This window comes from Paenibacillus sp. S-38 (assembly GCF_049942825.1).
GTDB lineage: Bacteria > Bacillota > Bacilli > Paenibacillales > NBRC-103111 > Paenibacillus_G.
Genome location: NZ_CP187970.1, coordinates 6,073,765 through 6,098,664 on the forward strand (window position 1 = coordinate 6,073,765; position 24,900 = coordinate 6,098,664).

General features: G+C 60.1%; 20 protein-coding genes. 10 read left to right on the forward strand and 10 right to left on the reverse strand.

The window, feature by feature from the left end; genetic code table 11:
- Positions 1-78: 78 nt before the first annotated feature.
- On the reverse strand, positions 79-2,226 hold the full coding sequence (locus ACP26L_RS26850; protein ID WP_426447982.1) for a (Fe-S)-binding protein: 2,148 nt from the start codon (positions 2,224-2,226) through the stop codon (positions 79-81).
- 363 nt (positions 2,227-2,589) lie between these two features.
- Here ACP26L_RS26850 and ACP26L_RS26855 point away from each other — a divergent pair, with 363 nt between their 5' ends.
- From ACP26L_RS26855 to ACP26L_RS26865, 3 genes are read left to right on the forward strand one after another with little or no spacing between them, the layout of a single operon-like run.
- Positions 2,590-3,171 carry a TetR/AcrR family transcriptional regulator gene (locus ACP26L_RS26855; RefSeq protein ID WP_426455103.1) on the forward strand — a complete coding sequence of 194 codons (582 nt, stop codon included), beginning with the start codon at positions 2,590-2,592 and terminating at the stop codon, positions 3,169-3,171.
- A gap of 44 nt (positions 3,172-3,215) precedes the next feature.
- Positions 3,216-3,983 (forward strand): electron transfer flavoprotein subunit beta/FixA family protein, encoded by a 768-nt coding sequence (locus tag ACP26L_RS26860; RefSeq protein WP_426447984.1) that lies wholly within the window; start codon positions 3,216-3,218, stop codon positions 3,981-3,983.
- Positions 3,984-4,022: 39 nt separating this feature from the next.
- Positions 4,023-5,000, forward strand: a complete 978-nt coding sequence (locus tag ACP26L_RS26865) for an electron transfer flavoprotein subunit alpha/FixB family protein (RefSeq protein ID WP_426447986.1) — start codon at positions 4,023-4,025, stop codon at positions 4,998-5,000.
- A gap of 195 nt (positions 5,001-5,195) precedes the next feature.
- Here ACP26L_RS26865 and ACP26L_RS26870 read toward each other — a convergent pair whose 3' ends face one another.
- Entirely contained in the window at positions 5,196-7,307 is a 2,112-nt protein-coding gene (locus tag ACP26L_RS26870) for a stalk domain-containing protein (RefSeq protein WP_426447988.1), read from the reverse strand.
- A gap of 209 nt (positions 7,308-7,516) precedes the next feature.
- On the opposite strand from ACP26L_RS26870, the gene uraA reads away from it, so the two are divergent.
- On the forward strand, positions 7,517-8,788 hold the full coding sequence (gene uraA / locus ACP26L_RS26875; RefSeq protein WP_426447989.1) for a uracil permease: 1,272 nt from the start codon (positions 7,517-7,519) through the stop codon (positions 8,786-8,788).
- A gap of 103 nt (positions 8,789-8,891) precedes the next feature.
- Here the strand turns inward: uraA and ACP26L_RS26880 are convergent, their stop codons facing one another.
- Positions 8,892-9,452 carry a CBO0543 family protein gene (locus ACP26L_RS26880; RefSeq protein ID WP_426447991.1) on the reverse strand — a complete coding sequence of 187 codons (561 nt, stop codon included), beginning with the start codon at positions 9,450-9,452 and terminating at the stop codon, positions 8,892-8,894.
- 172 nt (positions 9,453-9,624) lie between these two features.
- Here ACP26L_RS26880 and ACP26L_RS26885 point away from each other — a divergent pair, with 172 nt between their 5' ends.
- Positions 9,625-10,635, forward strand: a complete 1,011-nt coding sequence (locus ACP26L_RS26885) for a DUF3231 family protein (RefSeq protein WP_426447993.1) — start codon at positions 9,625-9,627, stop codon at positions 10,633-10,635.
- Positions 10,636-10,789: 154 nt separating this feature from the next.
- Here the strand turns inward: ACP26L_RS26885 and ACP26L_RS26890 are convergent, their stop codons facing one another.
- On the reverse strand, positions 10,790-11,911 hold the full coding sequence (locus ACP26L_RS26890; protein ID WP_426447995.1) for a Gfo/Idh/MocA family protein: 1,122 nt from the start codon (positions 11,909-11,911) through the stop codon (positions 10,790-10,792).
- Between the two features lie 240 nt (positions 11,912-12,151).
- Positions 12,152-12,967 carry a dienelactone hydrolase family protein gene (locus ACP26L_RS26895; RefSeq protein ID WP_426447996.1) on the reverse strand — a complete coding sequence of 272 codons (816 nt, stop codon included), beginning with the start codon at positions 12,965-12,967 and terminating at the stop codon, positions 12,152-12,154.
- A gap of 337 nt (positions 12,968-13,304) precedes the next feature.
- On the opposite strand from ACP26L_RS26895, the gene ACP26L_RS26900 reads away from it, so the two are divergent.
- Positions 13,305-14,363 carry an aliphatic sulfonate ABC transporter substrate-binding protein gene (locus ACP26L_RS26900; protein WP_426447998.1) on the forward strand — a complete coding sequence of 353 codons (1,059 nt, stop codon included), beginning with the start codon at positions 13,305-13,307 and terminating at the stop codon, positions 14,361-14,363.
- A 256-nt stretch (positions 14,364-14,619) separates the two neighbouring features.
- On the opposite strand, the gene ACP26L_RS26905 is transcribed toward ACP26L_RS26900, so the two are convergent.
- The 4 genes from ACP26L_RS26905 to ACP26L_RS26920 all read right to left on the reverse strand — a co-directional run bounded on the left by ACP26L_RS26905 (position 14,620) and on the right by ACP26L_RS26920 (position 18,078).
- Positions 14,620-14,868 carry an HPr family phosphocarrier protein gene (locus tag ACP26L_RS26905; RefSeq protein ID WP_426448000.1) on the reverse strand — a complete coding sequence of 83 codons (249 nt, stop codon included), beginning with the start codon at positions 14,866-14,868 and terminating at the stop codon, positions 14,620-14,622.
- Positions 14,869-14,950: 82 nt separating this feature from the next.
- Positions 14,951-16,477 carry a tripartite tricarboxylate transporter permease gene (locus ACP26L_RS26910; protein WP_426448002.1) on the reverse strand — a complete coding sequence of 509 codons (1,527 nt, stop codon included), beginning with the start codon at positions 16,475-16,477 and terminating at the stop codon, positions 14,951-14,953.
- Positions 16,478-16,490: 13 nt separating this feature from the next.
- Positions 16,491-16,952, reverse strand: coding sequence for a tripartite tricarboxylate transporter TctB family protein (locus ACP26L_RS26915; RefSeq protein ID WP_426448004.1), 462 nt, complete (start codon positions 16,950-16,952; stop codon positions 16,491-16,493).
- 73 nt (positions 16,953-17,025) lie between these two features.
- Positions 17,026-18,078, reverse strand: coding sequence for a Bug family tripartite tricarboxylate transporter substrate binding protein (locus ACP26L_RS26920; protein WP_426448006.1), 1,053 nt, complete (start codon positions 18,076-18,078; stop codon positions 17,026-17,028).
- Positions 18,079-18,338: 260 nt separating this feature from the next.
- On the opposite strand from ACP26L_RS26920, the gene ACP26L_RS26925 reads away from it, so the two are divergent.
- The 3 genes from ACP26L_RS26925 (at position 18,339) to ACP26L_RS26935 (ending at position 21,520) form a co-directional block, all read left to right on the forward strand.
- Positions 18,339-19,952, forward strand: coding sequence for an ATP-binding protein (locus ACP26L_RS26925; protein WP_426448008.1), 1,614 nt, complete (start codon positions 18,339-18,341; stop codon positions 19,950-19,952).
- On the forward strand, positions 19,945-20,658 hold the full coding sequence (locus tag ACP26L_RS26930; protein WP_426448010.1) for a response regulator: 714 nt from the start codon (positions 19,945-19,947) through the stop codon (positions 20,656-20,658). The genes ACP26L_RS26925 and ACP26L_RS26930 overlap by 8 nt, the downstream gene beginning before the upstream one ends.
- A gap of 238 nt (positions 20,659-20,896) precedes the next feature.
- Complete coding sequence (locus tag ACP26L_RS26935) at positions 20,897-21,520, forward strand: LysE family transporter (RefSeq protein ID WP_426448012.1); 624 nt, start codon at positions 20,897-20,899, stop codon at positions 21,518-21,520.
- On the opposite strand, the gene ACP26L_RS26940 is transcribed toward ACP26L_RS26935, so the two are convergent.
- A complete protein-coding gene (locus tag ACP26L_RS26940; protein WP_426448014.1) occupies positions 21,517-22,968 on the reverse strand; it encodes an amino acid permease in 1,452 nt (483 codons plus the stop codon). The genes ACP26L_RS26935 and ACP26L_RS26940 overlap by 4 nt on opposite strands.
- Before the next feature lie 325 nt (positions 22,969-23,293).
- Between ACP26L_RS26940 and ACP26L_RS26945 the strand changes: the two genes are divergently transcribed.
- On the forward strand, positions 23,294-24,646 hold the full coding sequence (locus ACP26L_RS26945; RefSeq protein WP_426448015.1) for an LLM class flavin-dependent oxidoreductase: 1,353 nt from the start codon (positions 23,294-23,296) through the stop codon (positions 24,644-24,646).
- The last annotated feature ends 254 nt before the right edge of the window (positions 24,647-24,900 follow it).

A 24,900-nucleotide genomic window follows, 5' to 3' on the forward strand; every position in this document is an offset into this window, starting at 1 on the left:
CGTCAGGCTTCTTTTATTGGCCGCTGTCCGAAAGATCATCTCCGCCGGCATGAACCATCAGGCTGCAATGCTGCTCCGTCATAACTTGGAGGAAGTGCCGAACACGGACTCCTCGAGGAGCTCGGCGATGTCTCTTGCTCTCACCCGCTCTTCTGCTTCCTTCATCTTCGTCCCGTCCTCGACCATCGTCAGACAGTACGGGCAGGCCGAGGAGATGACCGTCGGGTTCACCTGCAGCGCCTGCTCGGTGCGGGCTACGTTCACCCGCTTGCCCGACGTCTCTTCCATCCACATCATGCCGCCGCCCGCGCCGCAGCACATGCCGTTCTCCCGGGTGCGCTCCATCTCCACGAGCTGCACGCCCGGGATGGCCCGCAGCACATTCCTCGGCTGGTCGTACACATCGTTGTAGCGGCCGAGATAACAGGAATCATGGTACGTAATGCGTTCGTTCAGCGCATGCTCCGGCTTCAGCCGGCCTTCCTGAAGCAGCCGGTCGAGCAGCTGCGTATGGTGAAGAATCTCGACCCCCTCCAGCCCGAATTCGGGATATTCATTCTTGAATGTATTAAAGGTATGCGGGCAAGCGGTTACAATCCGCCGGACGCCGTACTTCGTGAAGGTCTCGATGTTCTCCATGCAGAGCTGCTGGAACAGCATCTCGTTGCCGAGGCGGCGCGGCGTGTCGCCGGAGTTCTTCTCCTCGTTACCGAGAATCGCGTAGGAGACGCCCGCTTCGTTCAGCAGCCGGACCAGCGCCTTCGTAATCCTGCGCGAGCGCAGATCGTACGAGCCCATCGAGCCGACGAAGAACAGGTACTCGAAGTCCGGATGGTCCTTCACCGTCGGTACCGGGATGCCCTCCAGCTCGCCAGTCCACTTCGCCCGGTCGCTGCGCGAGATGCCCCACGGGTTGCCCTGACGCTCGATGTTCTGCATGGCGCGCTGCCCTTCATGCGGCAGGCTGCCCTGCATCAGCACGAGATGGCGGCGCAGGTCGACGATCTTGTCGACATGCTCGTTGCCGACCGGGCATTGATCCTCGCAGTTGCGGCACGTAGTACAGGCCCAAATCTCCTCCTCGGTCATGACGTCGCCGATCAGCTCCATCTCCTGCACAGGCTTCGGCGACTCCCCCCAAGTCTTCCCCTGCCAGTCCAGCGTCGGCCGGATGTTCGTGATGCTTCCCGGAGCGGCGGCGAACTCGACGCCCGGCCGCTCTTCGGCCGCCCCGTGCGCGGGTCCTCCGGCGAAGGCGAATGCCGGGACCCACGGCGACTTCGAGGTGACCGCCGCCCCTTTCTCCTGCAGGTGGTCGCGCAGCTTCGTGATCAGGTGCATCGGGGACAGCGCCTTGCCCGTATTGGAGGCCGGGCACACGTTCGTGCAGCGGCCGCACTCGACGCAGGCATAGAAGTCCAGCATCTGCTTCTGCGTGAAGTCTTCAATTCTCCCCGCGCCGAAGCTCTCCGCCTCCTCGTCCTCGAGATCGAGCTTCTTCAGCCGGCCGGCCGGCTCCGTACGGCGCAGCCAGATATTGACCGGGGCCGTGATGATGTGAAAATGCTTCGACTGCGGCACATACACCAGAAAGCTCAGCAGGATGAGCAGATGCAGCCACCAGAAGACGTAGAACCAGACCTCGGCCGCCCCTGTGGAGATGCCCTGCAGCGGAGCTGCAAGGACGGACGAGATCGGCGCATACGCCGAAGGCCCGTGTCCGTGCCAGAGCCGCTCGAAGGTCAGAGAGAGCAGCACCGACAGCATCAGCGAGAAGATGAAGAATACGACAAGGCTGGGCTTCCAGCCCTTTTTCAACCGGGCCAGCTTCTCCCCGTACCGCCGATACGCCGCATAGCCCATCGCCGCCAGCACCAGGAACACCGTGATCTCCTGCAGCAGATTGAACGCCTCATAGCCCGGGATCGGAAGAGAACGCCCGCCCGTCAGCCCCTTCACGATGAGATCCAGCGCCCCGAACTGCAGCAGAATGAAGCCGTAGAAGATGACGATATGCATGATGCCGCTCTTCGGGTCCTTCATCAGCTTCTTCTGGGCGAACACCTGGGACAGGAATTCCCGAATGCGCTCCCGGTTCTGCTCCCGGAAGGAAACAGGCTGCCCGAGCCTCACATACAGATACCGGTGATAGACCGCTTGGTAGAACAGGTACAGCGCATAGCCCGTGATGCCGAGGAAGAGTATGAAGGTAACGATCTGCAGCATAGGTTGTTCTCCTTCCTTTTCATAAGTACGCTCGATCTGCTCGAACAATCTGCCTGAAAATCCGGGTCCAAGCGGCCTGTTCCTTTTTTTGAAACCGCTTGCATACTCTCTGCAAAAAAATCTTATGACGATTACCGGGCTCTGCGCTTCCCCTCCGTACAAGAACGGGCCGGGATGCGCATACACTTCATTAGAACGAACGCGCTGATCAAGACTTCTCTCTAAGGTATATGTGGCCGGGGCCTTCACCTTGCGGAATCCTGTTCAAAACACATTGACAATTCGTACGGTTTCTCATAAGATTAAGAAAAATGAATGAGCATTCATTCACTACACTTGAATCTTAACACCGGGGTGACCTCATTGGCAAGTAGGAAAAAGGAAAAATACGATCTCATTCTCGAGGCGGCCCTGAAAGTCATTGCGGAGCACGGGTTCCACGGCTCCCAGGTCTCTCGGATCGCCAAGGAAGCCGGCGTAGCGGACGGGACCATCTACTTGTACTTCAAGAACAAGGAAGACATCCTGATCTCACTGCTCCGGGAGAAGCTCGGCGAACTCGTCGCCAAGTTTAACGCCTCCATACAGGAAGGCGATTCCGCGGACGTGGCGCTCCGCAAGATCTGCGAGATCCATTACACGGCGCTGGAGGAGAATGTGCATCTGGCCCACGTCGCCCAGATCGAACTGCGCCAGAGCTCCATTGAGCTGCGCAAGGAGATCGGCCTCGCGGTGAAGCCGTACATTGAGCTCATCGAGAGCGTGATCCGCCGGGGGATGGATGCCGGCACGTTCCGTCAGGGCCTCGACCCGAAGGTCGTCCGGCTGCTGATCTTCGGCGGCATGGATGAGGTCGTCACCTCGTGGCTCATCTCGGGACGCAAGTATTCCTTGTCGGAGCAGGCGGGCAAGACGATTGATTTCTTTTTGAAAGGACTGTCCTAGTTCTAAGATTGACTTGGCTTGTTACACGGAGAGGAGCGGGTTCCATGAAGATCGTGGTATTGATGAAGCAAACGTTCGATACTGAGGAGAAAATCGTCATCCGCGGCGGCGAGGTATCCGAGGATGGGGTCAAGTTCGTGATCAATCCGTATGACGAGTATGCGGTCGAAGAAGCGATCCGGCTTAAGGAAGCGCACGGCGGGACGGTCACCGTCCTCTCCGTCGGTCCGGACCGCTGCGCCGAAGCGCTGCGCACCGCCCTCGCTATGGGCGCGGATGAAGCGGTGCTGATCAACGACAGCCGCATCACCGGCGATGAATACGGGCTTTCGCGCGTTCTCGGTGCGCACCTCGGCGGGCAGGCCTTCGATCTGCTGCTCGGCGGCAGCTTCTCCGTCGACAACGGCGCAGGCCAGGTCGCCGTCAGAACAGCGCGCCTGCTCGGCATCCCGCACGTGTCGTCGATCACGAAGCTTGAAGTCAGCGGCACGGCGGCCACGGTACTCCGCGATGCCGAAGGCGATACGGAGACGGTGGAGGTCGCGCTGCCGGCGCTGTTCACCGCCCAGCAGGGGCTGAACGAGCCCCGCTACCCTTCCCTGCCCGGCATCATGAAGGCGAAGAAGAAGCCGCTGCGCACGCTGACGCTGGATGACCTCGGCCTCTCGGAAGCCGACATCGCTCCGCGCATCGAGCGCGTCACGCTGAGCCAGCCGCCGGAACGCGGCGCGGGCCGCGTGCTGCAGGGCGATCTCGCCGCCCAGGCCGCCGAGCTGGTCCACCTGCTCCGCACCGAAGCGAAAGCGCTTTAATTCCGCTGTGGAATCCAACCAACCGAGGAGGACGAAGTGATGAGCAAAGTACATGTGATTGTGGCGGAGACCCGCGGAGGCAAGCTGCGGCAGGTGACCTTCGAAGCGGTGCAGGCCGCAAGACGGACCGGCGGCGAAGGGGACCGGCTCGCCGCCGTGCTGATCGGCGCTGGTGTAGGCTCCCTGGCGGAAGAGCTGGCCGGAGCGGGTGTGGACGCGGTCCATGTGATCGACAGCCCCGCGCTCGAACTCTACAACCCGGAAGCCTACGGCGCGGCGCTGAACGCCCTGCTGGACCGGCTGCAGCCGGACACGGTGTTCTTCGGCCATACGGCCATCGGCCGGGATCTCGCTCCGGCGGCCGCCACCCACCTGCAGGCCGGGCAGATCTCCGACGTCACGGCCATCGAGCGCTCGGGCGCAGACGTGCTCTTCACCCGGCCGGTGTATGCCGGCAAGGCGTTCGAGCAGAAGAAGCGCACGGGCGGCGGCCCGCTCGTCGTGACGGTGCGGCCGAACAACATCGTGCCGGCTGACGGGGCGGCCGGCGCGGCGCCGGTCACCGCCGAAGCGTACGACGCCCCGCCCTCCCTGCGCACCGTCATCAAGGACGTCGTGCGCAAGATGAGCGGCCGGGTCGACCTCGCCGAGGCGAAGATCGTCGTCTCCGGCGGGCGCGGCGTGAAGAGCGCCGACGGCTTCAAGCCGCTCGAGGAGCTCGCCGGGGTGCTAAACGCCGCGGTCGGCGCTTCCCGGGGCGCCTGCGACGCCGGCTACTGCGACTACGCGCTGCAGATCGGCCAGACCGGCAAGGTCGTCACGCCGGAGATCTATATCGCCTGCGGCATCTCCGGGGCGATCCAGCACCTCGCCGGCATGAGCCAGTCGCGCATCATCATCGCGATCAACAAGGACGCCGAAGCGCCGATCTTCAAGGTAGCCGACTACGGCATTGTCGGAGACCTGTTCGATGTCGTGCCGCTGCTGACGGCGGAGTTCCGGAAGGCGCTGGCTTAAGGCGGAAGAGCCCAAGGCTCCGAAGGACAGAAAGGCTGGATTGCACTTTAATTAGGTTGGCCTCCTAATTCTTGAGTAACCCTCCTACAATCGAAAACGGCGGTTTCTGTGTTTTCAGATGCCGCCGCCTTGCTCTTCTGATATGAAAGACCACAGTACGGGCTGCCCGTATTGTGGTCTTGTCCTTTTTTACTACTAAACGCCCGTCAATTCCAGGAACCGTTCCGCTTCCATCTTCCGCTGCTCATCCGGTGTAAGCACGGTAACAAAGACCGTCTGGTCGATCTCATAGACGGCGAACTGATACCCGGTGTCCCGGATCATGCGGTTCAGCTCACGAATGATCTCTATGTCCATAAAATCATTGTAGAACAGCGGATAGACGGTCTTCCGCTCCCCATTCAACGTAAACGAGACCGTGACCGGCCCTTCCTCGGAACCCCAGGATTCCACGATATCCGTCGGTTGGAACGCCCCGCGCGAGATCTCTCTCCACCGCTGAAGCGCCTGCACATAGACGTCGTTGCCTTTGCCCACATCCGCTTCGGTATCCTCAAGCCATACCCGGCCCGCGTCTTCCCCGAGCAGATACAAATCGCCCTGCATGCCGTTCACGCTCTTGGGGTAGTAAGGGTTCCAGTCCTGCTCTTCCCCAAAGTTCTTGTGGAAATCCCGGAACTTCTCTGCCAACTGCTGCTCTGTCATTGAAGCGAAAAAGCCCATGGCCCGGTAGTACTTCGCCGCATCCGCAACCCGCTCCTCAGGAGAAAATGTCCCAAACTTCTCTTGGAACAGCTCCTCACTGCTCTTCACTTCCTGGAAGGACTGCACGATCTTCTCAAATTCATCCGAGACCCCTTTCGAGCTGTCGGCCGGCACAGCCATCAAGAGACGGTAGTATCTACTTTCTCCTTCAATCAGCGTAAGCTGCACGTTGTACTCCGCTTGGGTGTTTTGGTTCTTTGCCGTATATTCCAGCTGCCTGGCCTGAAGGCCGCCAAGCTTAAACGGGGCGGCCGCTTCGGAGGTGTCCAAGCCGGCATCCGCCAGTGCCTTTCGCATCTGCTGCTCGTACCGGTCGAACGGGACCACACCGTCTTCCCCTTCTTTTTCCTCACTTAGAAGGAGGAGAAACTGGTTGCCCTTCACTAAATAAAGATCGAATTGGTTGTCCATTCTCGTCAAGTCCTGCCAGTCCCCGTCCACATAAACCTGCGAGCCTCCTCCATCGCTGACCGCCCAGTAGGGCTTCTGCAGCCGGACCGTCTTCGACTCCCCGTCCCACGATACGGAATAGCCCGTGGCCTCCCCCACAAAGCGCAGGGGAATCATCACATTCCCCTCCCGGTTCTGTGGAGCCTCCTGAAGGAGCGTCGGCGTCCCATTCAGCACAGCCTGCCGGTTCCCCACCTGAAGCGAAAGCTTCACACCGGGCTTCTCCGCCCTCACCGTCTGTGTACCCGCCTCCCACTCCACCGTGAATCCGAGCTTCTCAAACAGCGGCCGGAATTGGACGAGGGTAGTCCCGCTCTCCAGAACTGGCGCTTTCTCGAAGAACACCCGCTCGTCGTCCAGGAGGACCGAGATAACCGAAGCCGATGTCTGTCCACTCCCCGGCGCGTCTACGGCGATCCCCGACTGACGGAATGACTCCAACAGGGCAAGCGAGCGGTCATTCAGCGCATTTCCCCCGACGTACAGATGGGTCAGCGACCCCATAAACTCCAGCGGCGTGATGTCGGTCAGCCGGTTGTTCTCGAGATTCAGCCAGCGCAGCTTCATGTCCGCCAGTCCCGATACGTCGGTGATCCGGTTGCTGTCCGCGAGCAGGTCCGTCAGCCCTTCGAGACGCGACAAACAGCCGATATCTGTAATCTCATTGCCGCTGATCACGAGCTTGCTCAGATTATATAAGCCTGCAGCCGGACAAATGTTAGTAATCCGGTTACCGTTAAGAGCCAAAAAGTCCAGCTGGTACAGCGACTGCAGCGGCGTAATATCCGTGATATACTGTCCCGGCAGGTACAGCCCTTCCAAGTTGGTCGCCCATTCCAGGCCGGCCAGAGACGCGATCTTCCCTTCCCCCTGTGGGTACAGGGATTTCAGCTTAAAGGCATCCTCCTTCTGGAGCGCCCGGTCCGTAATCTTCAGTTCGTCCCGGATGGCCTGCTCCAGTACCGGATCCTCGATTTTCCATTCCATACTTTCGGCTGCCTGCGCCGGGCTTGGCACCGGAAGGCCGAGCAGCAGTGCGGCGGCTGCCGCGATGACCGCGGTCTTTTTCGCAATGCGTGTTGAGTTCCCCATGGTTGTTCCTTCCCATTCTCTCGTTGTCTGTATACCACAATCATTCTATCACGAGAGAATAGGATTCGTAGAGTGGCAGATGCAAAAATTCAGGCAAATTCCTCGCGAATTCGACAAAATCCGTCTTGTCCAGCGGGCCCAGGAATTGTACAATCAGTAAGATTCATTGTCCGTATCCAACACTACGATAAAGTCAGGTGATTCCACACATGTCACAGCAAGTCATTCAAGTTGAAGAACGCCCGCCGCTGTCCAGGAGCATTCCGCTCGCCCTGCAGCACCTGTTCGCCATGTTCGGGGCCAATATCCTCGTTCCGGTGCTGTTCCAGGTGAATCCGGCGACGATCCTGCTCATGAACGGCATCGGCACGCTGCTCTATCTGCTGATCTGCCGGGGACGGATTCCAGCCTATCTCGGATCGAGCTTCGCCTTCCTCTCGCCGGTCTTCCTGGTGCTCTCCACCGGATCGTACCAGGAAGCGCTCGGCGGCTTCATTGTCGCCGGGGCGATCTTCCTGCTCGTCGGCCTGCTCGTGAAGGCCGTCGGCAGCGGCTGGATCGACGTCGTCTTCCCGCCCGCCGCTATGGGCGCGATCGTCGCCGTCATCGGCCTGGAGCTTGTACCGACCGCGGCCGGGATGGCCGGGTTCATCAAGCCCGCACAGAACGCGCCCGCGAACTGGTCTCCGGATCCGGCGACGGTAGGTGTAGCAGCGGCCACGCTGCTGATCACCATCCTCGGTACCGTCATGTTCCGCGGCTTCCTGAAGATCATCCCGATCCTCGTCGGCGTCGCGTCCGGGTATGCCATCGCCGCCGCAGCCGGCATGGTCGACTGGAGCAAGGTGGACGCCGCTCCCTGGTTCGCGCTTCCGACCTTCTACGCGCCGCAGTTCAGCTGGTCCGCCATCGCGGTCATCGCGCCCGCTGCGCTGGTCGTCATCGCCGAGCACATCGGGCATCTCGTGGTCACGGAGAACATCGTCGGCCGCAAGCTGTCCCAGGAGCCCGGCCTGCATCGCTCGCTGATGGGCAACGGCGTCTCGACGATCCTGTCCGGCTTCGCCGGCTCTACACCGAATACGACTTACGGGGAGAACATCGGCGTCATGGCGATCACGCGGGTCTACTCCTCCTACGTCATCGGCGGAGCCGCCGTCTTCTCGATCCTGCTCTCCTTCTCGGGCAAGCTGGCGGCGCTGATCTCGACGATTCCGTCCCCCGTCATGGGCGGCGTGTCCCTGCTGCTCTTCGGGGTCATCGCCTCCTCGGGCATCCGGATTCTGGTCGACGGCCGAGTCGACTACAGCCGGCCGGTGAACCTGATCCTGACGACCGTCGTGCTCGTCATCGGGATCAGCGGAGCGGCCTTCACGTGGGGGCCGCTGACGCTCAAGGGCATGGCGCTCGCAACGGTAGTCGCCATCGTGCTCAGCCTGTTCTTCCGGGCCGCTGAGAAGGCCAAGCTGTTGAACGACTAAAGCATGCCAAAGAGGCGGGGACCCTTCCCGGAAGGGTCCCCGCCTTTTTTGTCGTGGCCCTGCTGCACTTGGTCTTCCCCTCACAGCGCGCCGTCTGCCTTTTTTATTCTACAGCTTGCAGGAAGATGGGGAAGGGAATCCGGAACCAGACCATATAAAGCACGATCAAGCCCACGGTTGCCAGGTAAGCCGCTAAAGGACACCGGTGGTGCAGGTACAGGATAAGGAACATGGTGCACACGAAGAAGACCGACCACCCAAAGCTCCAGCCCCGGTGATAGCGCATAAAGTGCATCTGCAGCGCAACCTGTTCCGTGAGCAAATAAACGAAGGACCAGTTCAGCAGATACCGCGCCAGCCGGAGCTTTCCGCCGCTGCGCGGCAGAAGGTCCAGGAGCAGCAGCACCGTGCAGGGAAAAACAACGAAGGACAGGAGCAGCTCCGCGCCCCAGTGCGTCACCCAGGTGGCGGGGGTATACTCCCACAGCAGCCTGCCTCTGACCAGGAAGTAATAGAGCATGCTGCAGAAGATCATAAACAGCACCGTGGGCAGATAGCGTTCCCAGCGTCTATAGCTCCTTGTCAGCCTTACGGCAGTAAGAGCGATAAGTGCAACCAGCACGAAAAAGATAGCCGCTCCTCCTTCCCCCAGTGCAGTCTCCATGCGTGCGACTTACCCTATTTTCTTACAAGCTGACGCAATTTATCCAAGGAGCCCTGCGATCTGCAAGAACCAGCAAGACCAATCCCGCATGCGAAGATCTTCCACAGGTTACACTAGATGCCAAACGGTTGGGGTTATCGATTCCTAAACGGATAGGAGGCATCCGAAGAAGATGCAGACAGAGAAGCACACACCGCTTTCTTCCACGGAGCTTGGCACGCTGTGGATGACGTACCAGACGAAAACGATGATGCTTCAGATCTACACCCACTTTCTGGAAGGGGCGATGGATGAAGAGCCGGCGAGGATCATGAAATATGACCGGGACAAGGCATCGGAGGGCATCTCCAGGATCAAGGACATCTTCGGGGAAGCAGGCGCTGTCATCCCGCAGGGCTTTACCGAACAGGATGTCACGCGGGATGCGCCGCGCCTCTTCGATCCGGTATTCGAGGTCATGTATCTGAGAATGATGTCCAAGGTCCTCACGGGCCTGTACGCCCTCTACAACAGCATGTCCTACCGCTCGGATATCCGCCAGCTGTACCGCCGGCTGACTATGGAGTCCCAGGAAACCTACGACCGGACCACGGAGCTTCTGCTCGAGCAGGGCACGCTGATCCATCCGCCCGATGTGACCATGCCCCACGAGGTCGAGTTTGTCCGTGACAAGAGCTACATGAGGGGCCTCAATCCTTTCAGAAACAATCGCTCGCTTAACACGGTAGAGGTCGGCCACCTTTACCAGGCTATCGAGACCAACCTTACCGGCATGCAGCTAATGACCGGGTTTGCACAGGGTGCAGCCGAGCCGGAGGTTCGAATGTATTTCACCAAGGGCAAGAATCTCGCGAAAAAAATCGTTCTGGAACTGAGCGGCGTACTCATGAAAAGCGATGTAACGGCTCCCGCTCCCTGGGCAGGCAAAGCAACAGATGTCACCGTCTCTCCATTCTCCGACAAGCTGATGATGTATAACACCTCGCTCCTCAGCAATTTCGGTCTCGGCAGCAATGCGCTCGGCAGCGCCTTCAGCCTGCGAAGCGATCTGCACGCCCTGATGGCCTCGCTATCCAAGGACGTTTTCTCCTTCGCTGTCGAAGGCGGCAGACTCATGATCAAGAACAACTGGATGGAGGAGCCGCCCCAGATGGAGGACCGCCGGCAGCTCACCCGGTCATAACCGCTTCTGCCGGGATGGCAGCCGTGTGAACGGCAGCCGTTTCATTAGAAGGCAGCCGGCACCGCAATAAAGCAGCCTGATCCAAGGCCGGATGGTACCGGCTCAGATCAGGCTGCTTCTGCTTCTTATTCGGCTGCCCTGCTCCCTGCTCCGCTCACGTTTCCACCGCCACCCACCGCCTCTCCCGGTGGCTGAGCAGAATCGCTTCGATAAGCTTCATGATCCGGTGGCCGTCTGAGAGCGTGGCGAACAGGTGGTTGCGCCGCTTCGGCAGGCCTTCTTTTTTCTCCCGCACCGCTTCATAGAAGTCATGGAACAGGTTGCGCAGCGCATCCGGCCAGCCCTCCTGATGGCCGCCCGGATAATGCGAGAACGAGGCGGCCCGCGCGGACAGCAGGTTCGGGTCCTTCATCAGCGTCTGGTTGGGCTCATCCCGCCGGCCGATCCACAGCTCGTTGGGACGCTCCTGGTTCCACGCGATGGAAGCGGTCCGCGCGCTGATCTCGAAGCGCAGCTTGTTCTTTCGGCCCGCGCTGACCTGCGAGACGGCAAACATGCCGTGCGTCCCGTCCTCGAAGTGCACGAGCACCGAGCCGCAGTCCTCGGTTTGGACCTCCACTTCCTTGAAGTCCGCGTCCGTTCGCACCGGATGGATCGTCCTGAGATCCGCGAACACCTCGGTGATGGGGCTGTCGAGCACGAACTGCACGAGATCGCACCAGTGGGACCCGATATCCGCCACCGCCCGCGAAGCTCCGCCACGCTCGGGATCCAGCCGCCAGTTGATATCCGTGTCGAAGAGCAGCCAGTCCTGCAGGTATTCCCCAATCACCATGTGGGGGCGGCCGTACTTCTGCTCGGAGATCCATTTGCGCGCCTCGGAAATCAATGGGTAGTGACGGTAGTTGAAGCAGACCCCCGCTACGACATTGCGCTCCTGCTCCAGACGGCGGAGGATGCCGGACTCCTCCGAGTTCATCGCCAGCGGCTTCTCGGACAGCAGGTGCTTGCCTTCCTCCAGGACGAGCCGGTTCAGCGGATAGTGCATATCATTGGGGGTACAGTTGTGCACCACATCAATATCCGTATCGCGGATGAGCTCCTCCGCGCTTTCATAAGCCTTAGGCACCCGGAGCCGCTCGGCGAACTCCAGCGCCTTGCTGCTGTCCGTACCCGCTACCGCAGTCACCTCAATACCCGGAAGCCTCCGCAGCATGTCCACATGGGCCTGGGCCGAGAAGCCCGTGCCGATAATGCCCACTCTAATGCTTCCCATGACTAGCCACCTCCCTGTGTAGAATCGCATTCCCGCACCTTCGGACCTGCGAATCTTTCTACCTATTATTTAAAGCGGGGCCTCCGCTTTGAAACTAAAGTAGTACTAGGAAGGCAGGGATATCCAGTAAAACCCCAGGGTAAGGTGAACGGCGGGCAGGCTTAAGGACTGCAGCCAAAAAGAGCCCTCCGCCATGCCATATCCGCATGACGGGGGCCCTCAAGCCTTGTATCAAAGAGATTAAGCGAGCACCCGCCCAAGAAACGCCAGGGTGCGGGCGAACGCATCCCGGGCTGAATCCACATGGTAGGTCGGCCGGGTATCATTGAAGAAGGCGTGCGGTGCCTTCGGGTAGATCTGATACTCGAAGCGCTTGCCCTCCTTCTCCAGCTCCTGCGCAAACGAAGGGATCTCATCCGTAATCCGCGGATCGAGCTCCCCGTAGAAGCCGAGCAGCGGAGCGCCGATGTCAGGGATAAGCTCCTTCGGCGGCGGGCTGCCGTAGAAGATCACCGCACCGCGGAGGCCGGGATCCTTCGCGGCCAGCGTGCCCGACAGCAGGCCGCCGAGGCAGAAGCCGACCGAGGCCACTCCCTGACCGGCCGTAGGCGCGTAGGATTCCCGCAGGAAGGCTGCGGTGGCCATGATCTGCTCGGTGAAAGCGGGGATCCGAGTGCCCGCGCTGAAGATGAGCTCAAGCGATGCGGTCAGCTCCGCCTGCTCCGCCTCAGGCAGCTTCGACAGCGCCGTCTGCCGCTCTTCCGGGCTGCGCCAGGCGCCCGGGGGGATCGTGTTCAGGAACTGCTTCGCCCTCTCGACTCTCTCCGGCGCCAGCGCTTGCGGCTTCGGCCCTTCCGCCGTGAAGAGATCCGGCGCGAATGCGGCATAGCCGGCCTGCGCCAGGCGGCGGGTCACATCCTGGATGTGCTCGTCCACCCCCCAGATCTCCTGGATGACAAGAACAGCCGGCAGCGGCTGCTCCACATCCGGCCGGGCCGCGTAGCCCTGCCACCTTCCCTCCGTGCCATACGATATCCATTCGGTAATGATGCTCATGCCCATCTCTCCCCTCATCGGCTCGCATAATATCCAACCTATCTACTTGGCAATGAAAATGTAGCACAGCCCTCCATAGGCGTCAAGAACCCATCGGCCTGTCCCGCCTCTGCCGAGACGGCTGCCGGAATCCGAATGAAATTCCCCATTGACAGGGACGGCGGCGCTTGCTATGATTCAATCCATAGTATACCAATTAGATTTAAGTGAATTGAGTCGACCGTACAAACGGAGACCATGCTGCCCCCCCTCCGGGGACACATGCGTCTCCGTTTTGTCTTTCTGCCGACCGGTTCGCCCAGCTTATTCTTCCTAATTCGAAAGGAGTCCACTCCGCATGACAACCCAGACCATCCGCAAGACCCGTTGGCTTACCGCTCTGACCGGCATTCTGCTCCTCTCTCTCCCCCTGCTTTCCGCCTGCGGCAAAACGGAAGCCGTGAACGGCGCAGCAGCTGCGGGCAGTGCTTCAGGCGGTGCAGCCAAAGAGAAAGTCGTCATCAACCTGGGCATCCAAGGCTCTACTAACCTCTTGTCCTATGCCCGTGACAAAGGTCTCTTCGAAGAAGCCTTCGCCAAAGTGGGCGCTGAAGTGAAATGGAACGAATTCGCCAGCGGCCCGCCGCACTTCGAAGCACTGGCTTCCGGACGCCTTGATTTTGGCAGCGTCGGGGGCACTCCTGTCGTATCGGCCCAGACCGGAGGCGTCGACTTCAGAGCGATTGCCGTGACCGGCGACGGCAAGAAGGGCAACGCGATTGTCCTGCCGAAGGGCAGCACCATTAAAGAAATCAAAGAGCTGCGCGGCAAGAAAATTGCCGTAGCCAAAGGCAGCTCCGCCTATAACTTCCTCTACCGCACACTTGAGGCGGCCGGACTGAAGGACTCCGACGTGAAGATCATCCAGCTGCAGCCCGATGAAGCGAAGCCGGCCCTCGACACCGGCGCCATCGATGCCTGGTCGGTCTGGGAGCCTTACATCACTACGGCCGTTGTGCAAAGCCAAGCGACCATCCTTGTCTCGGGCGAAGAGCTTGGGGTCGTTGCGCCCGGCTTCCTCGTGGCCCGCACGAAATTCACCGAAGAGCATCCGGACTTGACCGTCCTGTTCCTCAAGACGTACGAACAGATTCGCCAGTACTACACGACGCACTATGATGAAGTCACCGATCACTTCGTGAAGACGAAGAAGGTTGACAAGGAAATCGTCTCCACCGTGCTCAAGAAATCCGAGCCGCTGCTTTCGCCGATCACCCCTGAGTTCGCCAAGGCGCATCAGGATCAGGCGGATTTCCTGTTCAGCGCAGGCGCAATCACCAAGAAGCTCGATACCTCGAAGGTGCTCGAGAGCAAATTCGTGGAGCAGGCTCTGAAAGAGCTGAAGGAAAGCAAATAAATTCAGACCGGCCCGGGAAGACCGAATCCGCCGGCCGGGAGGACTTAAAGCGCACCGTTCTTGAAGAGCGGCGCGCTTTCTTTTGGTGCTGGACAGAGGGTAGAGTCTGGATGCGGAACGATCCGTGAAATCAAAAAAAGCTGTCCGAAGAGCGCATTCCCGCACTCTCGGACAGCTTTTTGGAGCTTCTTGCCCTGCCTGCTCATGGCCCGAGGATCCTGAACGCCGCTTGGCCGCGGCTCCTTGTCCTCTCCACTCAGCCTTCCAGCACTTCCACCTGCAGCCCGTGCTTCTCGAAGACGGCAGCCATCGCCGCTTTGGCCTCCTCCGCATCGGGTCCGTAAATCTCGAGCTTGTAGCTCTGGTTGCCGAACAGCGTGAAGCTTAGGCCGAGAATACTCTTGGCGTCGATGCTTCGGTTATCCACGCGGATTACGATGCTTGATGTGTACCGGTTCGCCGTCTGATTGATCTCCACGATCGCTCTCGGTTCGATTCCGCTCATCGGTGTACTCCCTCCCCTCGGTTGTTACTTTCACTCCTATGTTCCTCCCCGCTTGTCTTATGCTTTGCAAGGAGAGGCCGGCTTAGCCTTCTTCGTTGACAAGCACGTTCTTGCCTCTGAGCTTCAGCACCAGCGGCACCAGGATCCACAGGGCGCCCACGATCAGGAATGCAAGCGAGATCGGCTTCTGGAGGAAGATCATGAAGTCCCCGTTGGAGATCGTCAGCGCGCGGCGCATGTTATTCTCCATCATCGGACCAAGGATCAGGCCGAGCACGAGCGGGGCCAGCGGGAAGTCATTCTTCGACAGGTAGTAGCCGAGCAGACCGCAGACCATCACCAGCATAAGATCGAAGATCGAATACTGGACCGCGTACACGCCGAAGACGGAGAAGACAATGATAAGCGGTATAAGATACTTCGTAGGTGTTTCAATGACTTTGGCAAAAATCTTCACCATCGGCATATTGAGAATGATGAGCATCAGGTTGCCGACGAACATACTCGCAATAACTCCCCAGGCCAGCTGCGGGTGGTCCTGGAAGAGCAGCGGACCCGGCTGCACGTTGTACATGATGAAGGCGCCCATCATAATCGCCGTTGTGCCGGACGATGGAATCCCGAGCGTCAGCAGCGGAATCATCGCACTGCCCGCAGCGGCGTTGTTCGCCGATTCCGGCGCCGCCACGCCTTCGATCGCCCCTTTGCCGAACTTCGACGGGTTCTTGCTCAGCTTCTTCTCCATAATGTAGGAGAAGAAGGAAGCGAGAATCGCGCCGGCTCCCGGCAGCAGCCCTACGGCGAAGCCCAGGAGGGAGCCCCTGGCGATCGGAGCCGCGCTATCCTTCAGATCCTGCTTGGTCGGCAGGATGCCGTTGATCCGGGCGATCTCCCCATCATTGCCCTCCCGGTGCAGAATCGTCTTGAATACCTCACCGACCGCGAAGAGTCCCACGGCTACCGTGAGGAATTCCAGCCCTTGATAGAGCTCAGGTATATCGAACGTAAATCTCGCAACCCCCGATACATTGTCAATGCCGATCGTGGCAAGCAGCAGGCCGAAGGCCGTCATCATCAGTGCCTTCGTCATGGACTTGCCCGCCAGCCCGCTGATGGCCAGCAGACCGAGCACCATCAGAGAGAAGTACTCCGCCGGACCGAACTTGATCGCGATCTCCGAGAGCGGATTCGCCAGGAAGATCAAGCCGATGAGCGCCACGATCCCGGCGGCGAAGGAACCGATGGCCGCGATCGACAGCGCCGCGCCGGCTCTGCCCTGCTTCGCCATCTGGTAGCCGTCAAGCGTCGTGACGACAGAGGAGGATTCGCCCGGTGTATTAAGCAGGATGGAGGTCGTCGAACCGCCGTACATGGCCCCGTAATAGACGCCGGCGAGCAGGATGATCGAAGACGTGGCCGCCTCCTCGGGACCGAGTCCTGCCGTGAGGGAAGCCGTGATCGGAATAAGCAGCGCAACGCCGCTCATCGGGCCGATACCGGGCAGAACCCCTACCACGGTGCCGATCAGCACGCCGAAGAATACGAAGAGAAGATTGTGCCACTGCATGGCCGTAGCCAGGCCGTGAAGCAGATAATCGATAGTGCCCATCAGTAATCCCTCCCTACGATAAGCCTAACCAAGCTGGGAAACCGGGAAGCGATCCTTCCAGCACGTGGACATACAGGTAATAGACGCCGACCGAGAAGGCGGCTGAGATCAGCAGCGATACCCAGACCCTTCCGCGTTCCATCGTCTGAAAGCCGATCATCAGGAACAGGAAGGTGCCGAGGACGAAACCGATATCCTCAAGAAAGAACGCATAGAGCAGAGCGGCGGCGAAGATGATCCCGAACCGCTTGTAATCGAGGTTTTCTTTACTCTTTTCCCGCTGTTGGTAGCGGAACGTCTCGTAGATGAGACGGATGCTCATCAGAGCAAGGAACCCGCCGAGCACCATGGGAAATATATTGGCGCCCACATTGCTGCCGTAAGCGCTGGTCGCTATCGTCCCGCTGCCGACCGCAAAAGCGGCTCCGACCGCGAGGAATACAATGCCGGCGTACCGGTCGAACGTTTTGTTCATGCTTCACACTCCTGTCTTGAACGGCCCCGGGGGAGAAGAGCTGCTCCCTTCTCCCCCGGACCTTCATACGCCGTTATTTCTGCATGCCGAGCGCGGTCAGGACATCCTTGAGCTGCGTTTCCTGAGCCGCCAGGAAGGTCTTGAAGTCATCGGACTTCTTGTAATCGGTCTGCCAGTTGTTTGCCGCGACTTCTTTTTTCCACTGGTCGGATTCGACCATCTTGGCCAGCGTGTCTTCCCAGTACTTCTTCGCGTCCGCGCTCATGTTCTTCGGCCCGAAGATGCCGCGCCAGATCAGGAACTCCGCGTCGACGCCCTGCTCCTTCATCGTCGGCACGTCCTTCATGTTCTCAAGACGCTGCGGCGCGGCTACGGCCAGAATCTTGATCTTGCCGGCCTTGACGTATTGATCGAGGGACGATGCATCCGTTCCCAGCACGTCGGCATTGCCGCCAAGCAGGGCCGTTACGGCTTCGCCGCCGCCGTCATAAGAGACGTATTTCACTTTTTTCGGATCGATGCCGTACTTGAATGCCGGCAGTATAGCCACAACGTGGTCCATGGAGCCCGGAGCGGAGCCGCCGGCCACCGTCAGCTTCGTCGGATCGGCTTTCATATCGTCAAGCAGCGATTTCAGATCGTTGTATTTGGAATTCGCAGCTACCGCAACAGCGCCGTAATCTTTGGTAAGCTGGGCCAGCGGCGTCGTATCCGCATAGCCGTATGGCGAGTTGCCTTCCTTCTTGATGTGGTTGATCAGGATCGGCGGGGAGCTGACGAAGAGCTTGTAATCGTCTTTGACATCCTTCGTCGCGTATTCGGCCATGAATACCGAGCCGCCGCCGCCCGGCTTGTTCTCCACGGACATCGGCTTCGCAACAGCTTTCGTCTCGGAGAGCACCTTGGTGATCGTGCGCGCCGTCATATCCCAGCCGCCGCCCGCCCCGGATGGAGCTACGAGCGTGATGGCCTTCTCAGGATATTTAGAGGTCGTCTGGGCCGGCGTTTGTGCCGCATCCCCGCCGGCTGCCGGTTGCTTCGCCGTACTGCCACAGGCTGCAAGGCTTGCTGCCAGAACACCTACCGTTGTTACTTTCCAGGCCTTGTTTATCATGCGGTTCATCATAGGTTAACCCTCCTGTTTTCTCTGTTCCCCATTTTTTGAATACGCTTTCTTGTTAACGGTTTCATCATATCATCCCTGCTCGGGCTTTGAGAAGTTTAACGGCATTAATCGCATTTCGTCCATTAAGCCTATTATGCTCATTATGTTCAAGTCTTATCCTGAGCGGATCCGCTTCCGATGTATGTTATAATGTTGGCGAAAACCCATCTGCAAGTTGACCATGCCTATTCCATATGAACACACCAGGGGGCCAAGCATCCATGCGTCTGCAAAGCAAACTTATCCTTGTCATCTGCTCTCTGCTGGCTCTCGTCACGGTAAGCCTCGGAGGGATCTTCTATTATCTGATGAGCTCCGCCTTGGAAGAGCAAATCGGTACGAGGGCCCTGAAGGTAGCCGAAACGGTCGCAGCTGTGCCGGACATCCGGAAAGCGTTTACGCTCCCCGAGCCCTCCACCGTCCTACAGCCGATCGCGGAGAGCATCCGCCTAAAAACCGGGGCAGAATACATCGTAATCGGCTCCAGGGCAGGCATCCGCTACTCCCATCCGCTGCCCGAGCGCATCGGCAAGGAGATGGTCGGCGGCGATAACGGCCCCGTGCTCGAGGGCCGGTCCATCGTGTCCAAGGCCGTGGGCTCACTGGGGCCCTCCCTGCGCGGTAAGACGCCGATCTTCAGCGACAGCGGCGAGGTGATCGGCATTGTGTCCGTCGGCTTCCTGACCGAGGACATCAGCCATATCACCGAGAGCTACAGGCACCGGATCGTCTGGCTCACGCTGGGCGTGCTTGTGGTCGGGGCTGTGGGGGCCGTCCTGATCGCACGCAGTGTGCGCAGCTCCATCCATGGACTTGAGCCCCGCGAGATCGGCTCGCTCTATACAGAGAAGCAGGCGATCCTGGAATCGATCCGTGAAGGGATCCTCGCCGTGAACCGGCAGGGTGTCGTCACGCTGGCGAACCCGTATGCGCTGCGCCTCCTCGGACTACCTGAGCATACCGACATCCGCGGCCGGCCGCTGCAGGAGCTGCTGCCGAACACCCGGCTCACCGAAGTGATCTCTTCGGGACAAGCCGAGTTCGATCAGGAGATGCTCATCGGCAGCCACGAAGTCATTGTGAACCGCGTGCCGATCACAGGCTGGAACGGCGGGATTGAAGGAGCCGTGTCCAGCTTCCGCAGCAAGTCCGAGCTGTACCGGCTGGCGGAGGAGCTCTCGCAGGTAAAGCGGTTTGCGGACGCCCTGCGGGCCCAGACCCATGAATACTCCAACAAGCTCTACCTGATCTCCGGGCTCATCCAGCTCGAAGCGTACCAGGAAGCGGTCGATCTCATTTCGCGGGAATCCGATGTCCATCAGAACCTCGTCGCCTTCCTGATGCGCGAGATTCCCGATCCGATGATCGGCGGCCTGCTCATCGGCAAATACAACCGCTCCCAGGAGCTGAAGGTCACCTTCGAGATCGACCGGGAAAGCTCGTTCCGGGATCTGCCGCCGGGCATGGACCGCCATCTGCTGGTTACCATCATCGGCAACCTGGCGGACAACGCGATGGAAGCGGTGCTTGCCTGCGGGGACCCTTCCGGACGCGGAGTGAAGCTGTTCCTGACGGATCTCGGCGAAGACCTCATCATCGAATGCGAGGATACCGGGATCGGCATTCCCGAAGAGACTGGAAGCTCGGTGTTCGCCAAGGGCTTCTCCACTAAAGAGGGGGCGGACCGGGGCATAGGCCTCTCGCTCGTCCAGCATGCGGTTCAGATGCTCGGCGGGTACATCACTTACCAGCCCCACCCTGCGGGAGGCACGGTCTTCACCGTCGCTCTCCCGAAGCACGCCCACGAGCAGAAAGGAGTACCGTCCAATGAATGAACCATCCTCCCCCGAGACTACGGTGCTGATCGTAGACGACGACCCCAAGATCGCCGAGATCAACCGGCGGTTCGTCGAAAAGGTGCCGGGTTTCTCGGTCATCGGCATCGCCACGGACGAGAGTCAGGCCAAGGAACAGCTCGAGATTCTGGCTCCCCAGCTGGTACTGCTCGATATCTATATCCCGAATTCGAACGGCATCGAGATTCTGCAGCATATCCGCCGGCATCACCGCGACACGGAGGTCATCATGATTACCGCTGCCAAGGAAATCGAGCCGGTCCGGGAAGCGGTCCGCAGCGGAGCCTTCGACTATATCATCAAGCCGCTTGTCTTCAACCGGCTGCAGGAAACGCTGCTGCGCTTCCGGGACTACCAGGGGCAGCTGCAGCGGCTGGGCTCGGGAAGCGGCCAGGTCGCCCAGGATGACATCGACCGCCTGCTGGCCCGCGCCGACAAGACGGAAGCGCCGTCCTTCGCCCAGCTCCCAAAGGGCATCGACAAGCTGACGCTCGACAAGGTCGTGGGTGCCCTCTCCTCCACGCCCGATGGCATGACGGCCGAGGGCGTGGCGAAGCTCATCGGCGTCAGCCGTTCTACCGGCCGGCGTTATCTCGAGCACCTCGTCTCCCTCGGCGATGTGTACGCCGACCTGTCCTACGGCGTGGTCGGCCGTCCCGAGCGGGTCTACCGCAGCCGCCGCTGAGCCCCCGGGCGCTATTACGGCCGTTTGGAGCGGTATCCTGCGGCGGAACGGATCAAAAGTAAAAAGGCTGATGCCCGAAGGAGTCTTCTCCTGCAGGATCAGCTTTTTTCAATGCCGTTCATGCCGATCTTCCGGGAACTTGTCGTACGAGCCGCCCCTCCCGAATAGAATGAAACGAGCCCTTGTACGTACGCTTCCATACTGGCTCAACAGGTGATCGGGAGGGTTGTTCACGACCATGAGCGTAATCTTAAGCTACATCTTTCTCGGGCTGTCGCTCTCGGCTCCGATCGGGCCGATCAACGCCGCCCAATTGGACAAGGGCATCCGCTGCGGCTTCTGGCATGCGTGGCTCGTCGGTCTCGGCGCCATGATGGCCGATGCCCTGTACATGATCATGGTGTACATGGGACTGGTCCACTTCCTGAGCACACCGCTGATTCAGACGCTTCTATGGAGCTTCGGCAGCTTTATGCTCATCTATACGGGCATCGACAGCCTACTTGGGGCGAGCAGCGTAGCCGTCGTCACCAAGAAGAAGGATGATACGCTCTTCAAATCCTTCTTCTCCGGCTTCCTGATGTCGCTCTCCAACCCGCTGACCATTCTCTTCTGGCTCGGCATTTACGGCTCCGTCCTGGCCAAGACCGCGTCAGTCTACGGTACGCAGGAGCTGCTCGTTTACAGCTCGGCCATTCTGCTCGGCATCATCGCATGGGATTTTTCCATGGCAGGCATGGCCAGCACCTTCCGCCGGCTGATGACCCCGCGTCTGCTCACGGGGATCTCCGTGATCTCGGGCTTGTCCCTCATCGGCTTCGGGCTTTATTTTGCGGTCGCCGCCTGCCGGCTGCTCTTTTAGGTGTACGATTTGCGTCTGTGCGGCAGTACGGGCCGGTTCACATTCGGCTCGTATTCGTCATGTCCGGATGGCGGACCGCTTTCGTGCCCTTGCGCTTTCTTCCCGGGTCCGCCCTCGCTGCCGCCCTGCTTTTTCCACACCGAGCGCATGATCAGCGTGACCACGGAGATCACCGCCACGAACCCCAGCGAGATAAAAAAGCCCGGCCGGCTCGTCTCATGAAACAGCGTGCCGACCACGGCCAGAGCGATGAGCAGGATGCCGCCCCACCGTTTCGTCTGGCCCCAGCCCGACAGCTTCAGCAGCTTGCCCGACGTAATGAGAATAAAGGTCCAGTTATAGAGCAGCATGAGTCCGGCCGCTGTGGTCACATATTCATACACGGATTCGGGCATGAGCAGCGCCGTAACGACCGAGACGGCAAGCCCGGCCGCCGTGAAGCCGATCGCCGTGAACGGCAGCTTGGCGGAGCCCTTCTTCGCCGAGAACATCTTCGGCGCATCATGGTCACCTGCAAGCGTGACAAGCATGGTCGTCACCGCGAACAGCGATGCGACCATCGTCGAAAAGCCGGCGATGATCAGCACGGAATTGAAGACATGAGGAACGAACGGCAGGTTATAATGATTCAGCGCCGAGGCGAACGGACTTTCCTTGGAGTCGAACGCACCGACCGGCACCAGGATGACCGCACAGACCAGGGACGCGATATAGACGGCCGTCAGGAGCAGAATCATCATTTTGCCCGCCTTGGGCGCTTCCTTCGGATTCTTGAGCCGCATCGCCATGAGACCCATAATCTCGATGCCGCCGAAGGCATAGAATGCAAAAATAAACGCGGACCATAAGCCCATGCCGCCGCCGGGCCACACTTCCGGTCCCGTCGCCGGCACCTTGGGCGCATAAGCCCCCTGTCCCAGCATCCCGAACAGCGCCGCGCCGGCCAGCACCAGGAACATCAGGATCGCGGCGATCTTCATGACGGCAAACATGTTCTCCAGCCGCTCGAAGCCCTTCGTGCCGAGCAGAATGATGCCCAGCCCGAGCAGGCCGTAGGCCCCGGCGAACATCCACATGGGCAGATTCGGGAACCACATGCGGGTGAACAGGGACAGGGCCGCCAGCTGGCTTCCCATGATAAGCAGCTCGCTCGACCAGTACACCCAGCCGCTGGTAAAACCGGCCCATCGGCCGTAAGCTTTTTTGGCATAGGAGCGGAACGATCCCTGCTGCGGATCGGCCGCCGTCATCCGGGCGAGCGCGTCGAACACCATATACGTGCCGAAGGCCGCCAGGATGAACAGGAAGATGACCGCCGGTCCCCCCATCGTCAGGGCAATCCCGGTGCCGAGGAAATATCCGGTACCGATGGTGCAGGCTACGCCCAGCAGGGAAAGCTGCCACCATTTCAGCTTGTCATCCTTCGAGCTTGTTTTCCCTTGACTCATCTTATCCTCCTCCTCCTGCTTCCAATAGGATAGGATGCGCTCTCCAGCCGTTTTTTATCATCATTGGCTGCCGCGGCAAAAACCCACTTGTATAATCGGAATAGTTGAATTATAATAGATTTCACAGTCAACATATGACCCCATGAACGACCACCGCCTATTGGTCAACCAAAGGCTCTCTGTGCCCGCAGCTGTCTGCGTCCCGGGAGTCTTTTTTTGTTTGCCTTTTTTGATCCTTTTTCTTTCGAGTTATGTTTTCAATCAAACGTCATCTTGGACTTCTATTACCGATAGATCTCATGATCCGGTCCGGAGGTATGTACCTATGAGCTCCCCGCGTTCGCAGCTCCACTTGAATCTCTTTCTTGCTCCTCTTGGCCATCACGAGGCGGCATGGCGCCATCCGGGGTCCGACCCGCGGCGTCTTACCGAATTCGCTCTCTATCAAGAAATCGCCCGGAAAGCGGAAGAAGCCAAGCTCGACTCGATCTTCCTGGCCGACCGGGTCGCCGCCTCTCCCGAAAGCGTGCGCCACGGCGCCGCCGGCGGGCTCGAGCCGCTGACGCTGCTGTCCGCCCTGTCGGTCGTCACATCCAGGATCGGACTGATCGGGACGGTATCGACCTCATTCAACGAGCCGTTCAACCTCGCTCGCCGTCTCGCCTCGCTGGATCACCTCAGCGGCGGCCGCGCCGGCTGGAACATCATTACCTCCGGCACGGACGGCGAAGCGCGCAACTTCGGCCTGCAGGAGATTCCGGACCACGCCCTGCGGTATGAGCGCGCCCGGGAATTTCTTGAGGTGGCGGTCAAGCTGTGGGACAGCTGGGAGGACGATGCGGTGATCGCCGACCAGGCGGCCGGCCTGTTCGCCGACTCCAGCAAGGTCCATCCTGTCCGCCATGTAGGCAGGCACTTCCAGGTCGACGGCCCCTTGAACCTGCAGCGTTCCCCTCAGGGGCGTCCGCTCCTTGTACAGGCCGGCTCCTCGGAGGACGGAAGATGCTTTGCTGCCGAATACGCCGAAGCGATCTTCACGGCGCAGCAGACGCTTGAAGAGGCGCAGGCCTTCTACGCCGATGTCAAAGCGAGGGCAGCGCGCTTCGGACGCGACCCGCAGGCCGTGAAGATTCTGCCGGGCATCTGCCCTGTGATCGGCGATACGGAAGATGAGGCCCGCGAGAAGGAAGCCCGCCTCCACGAGCTTTCGAACCCGCAGCACAGCCTGCTGCAGCTGTCGAACCGGCTCGGTCTCGACCTGACGGGCTATCCGCTCGATGCCCCGTTCCCCGAGCTGCCGGAGCCTGAGGCGATCCAAGGCCATCAGAGCCGCGCACGCCTGATCGCCGGGCTGGCCCGCAGCGAGGGCCTGACCCTGCGGGAGGTGCTCCAGCGCCTCGCCGGGGGCCGCGGCCATCGGACCTTCACGGGCACGCCCGTCCAGGTGGCCGACCAGCTTGAAGCCTGGTTCCGCAGCGGCGCAGCGGACGGCTTCAACGTCATGCCCCAGCTGACGCACGAGGGACTCCCCGACTTCCTCGACAAGGTCGTCCCCGAGCTGCAGCGCCGCGGGTTATTCCGCACCGAATACAGCGGCTCGACCCTCCGCGAGCATTACGGGCTCCCCCGCCCGGCCAGCCTTTATGCCGCCAAGCCCCTTTCCTCTCTTCCAGGCTGAGCCTCTCCCCGAGGCCTCCTGCCTTCCTCTTTGACGGCCCCCTCTCCCTTTCGTTCCCTGCCTCCCTCCAACCCGACGGAACCCCCTTTCCGTCCTCCGCTTAAGCCTTCCGCCCCCCTCGATTGCCTCTCGCCACTTTCGCCTCTTCTCGCATTTTAGCCCCGCTCAGCCTCTACCTCGTCTTCCTTACCTTCAGGCTGAGCCTCACCCCCGAGGTTCCTCATCCCTACTGATGGCCCCCCTTGACCCCGTTC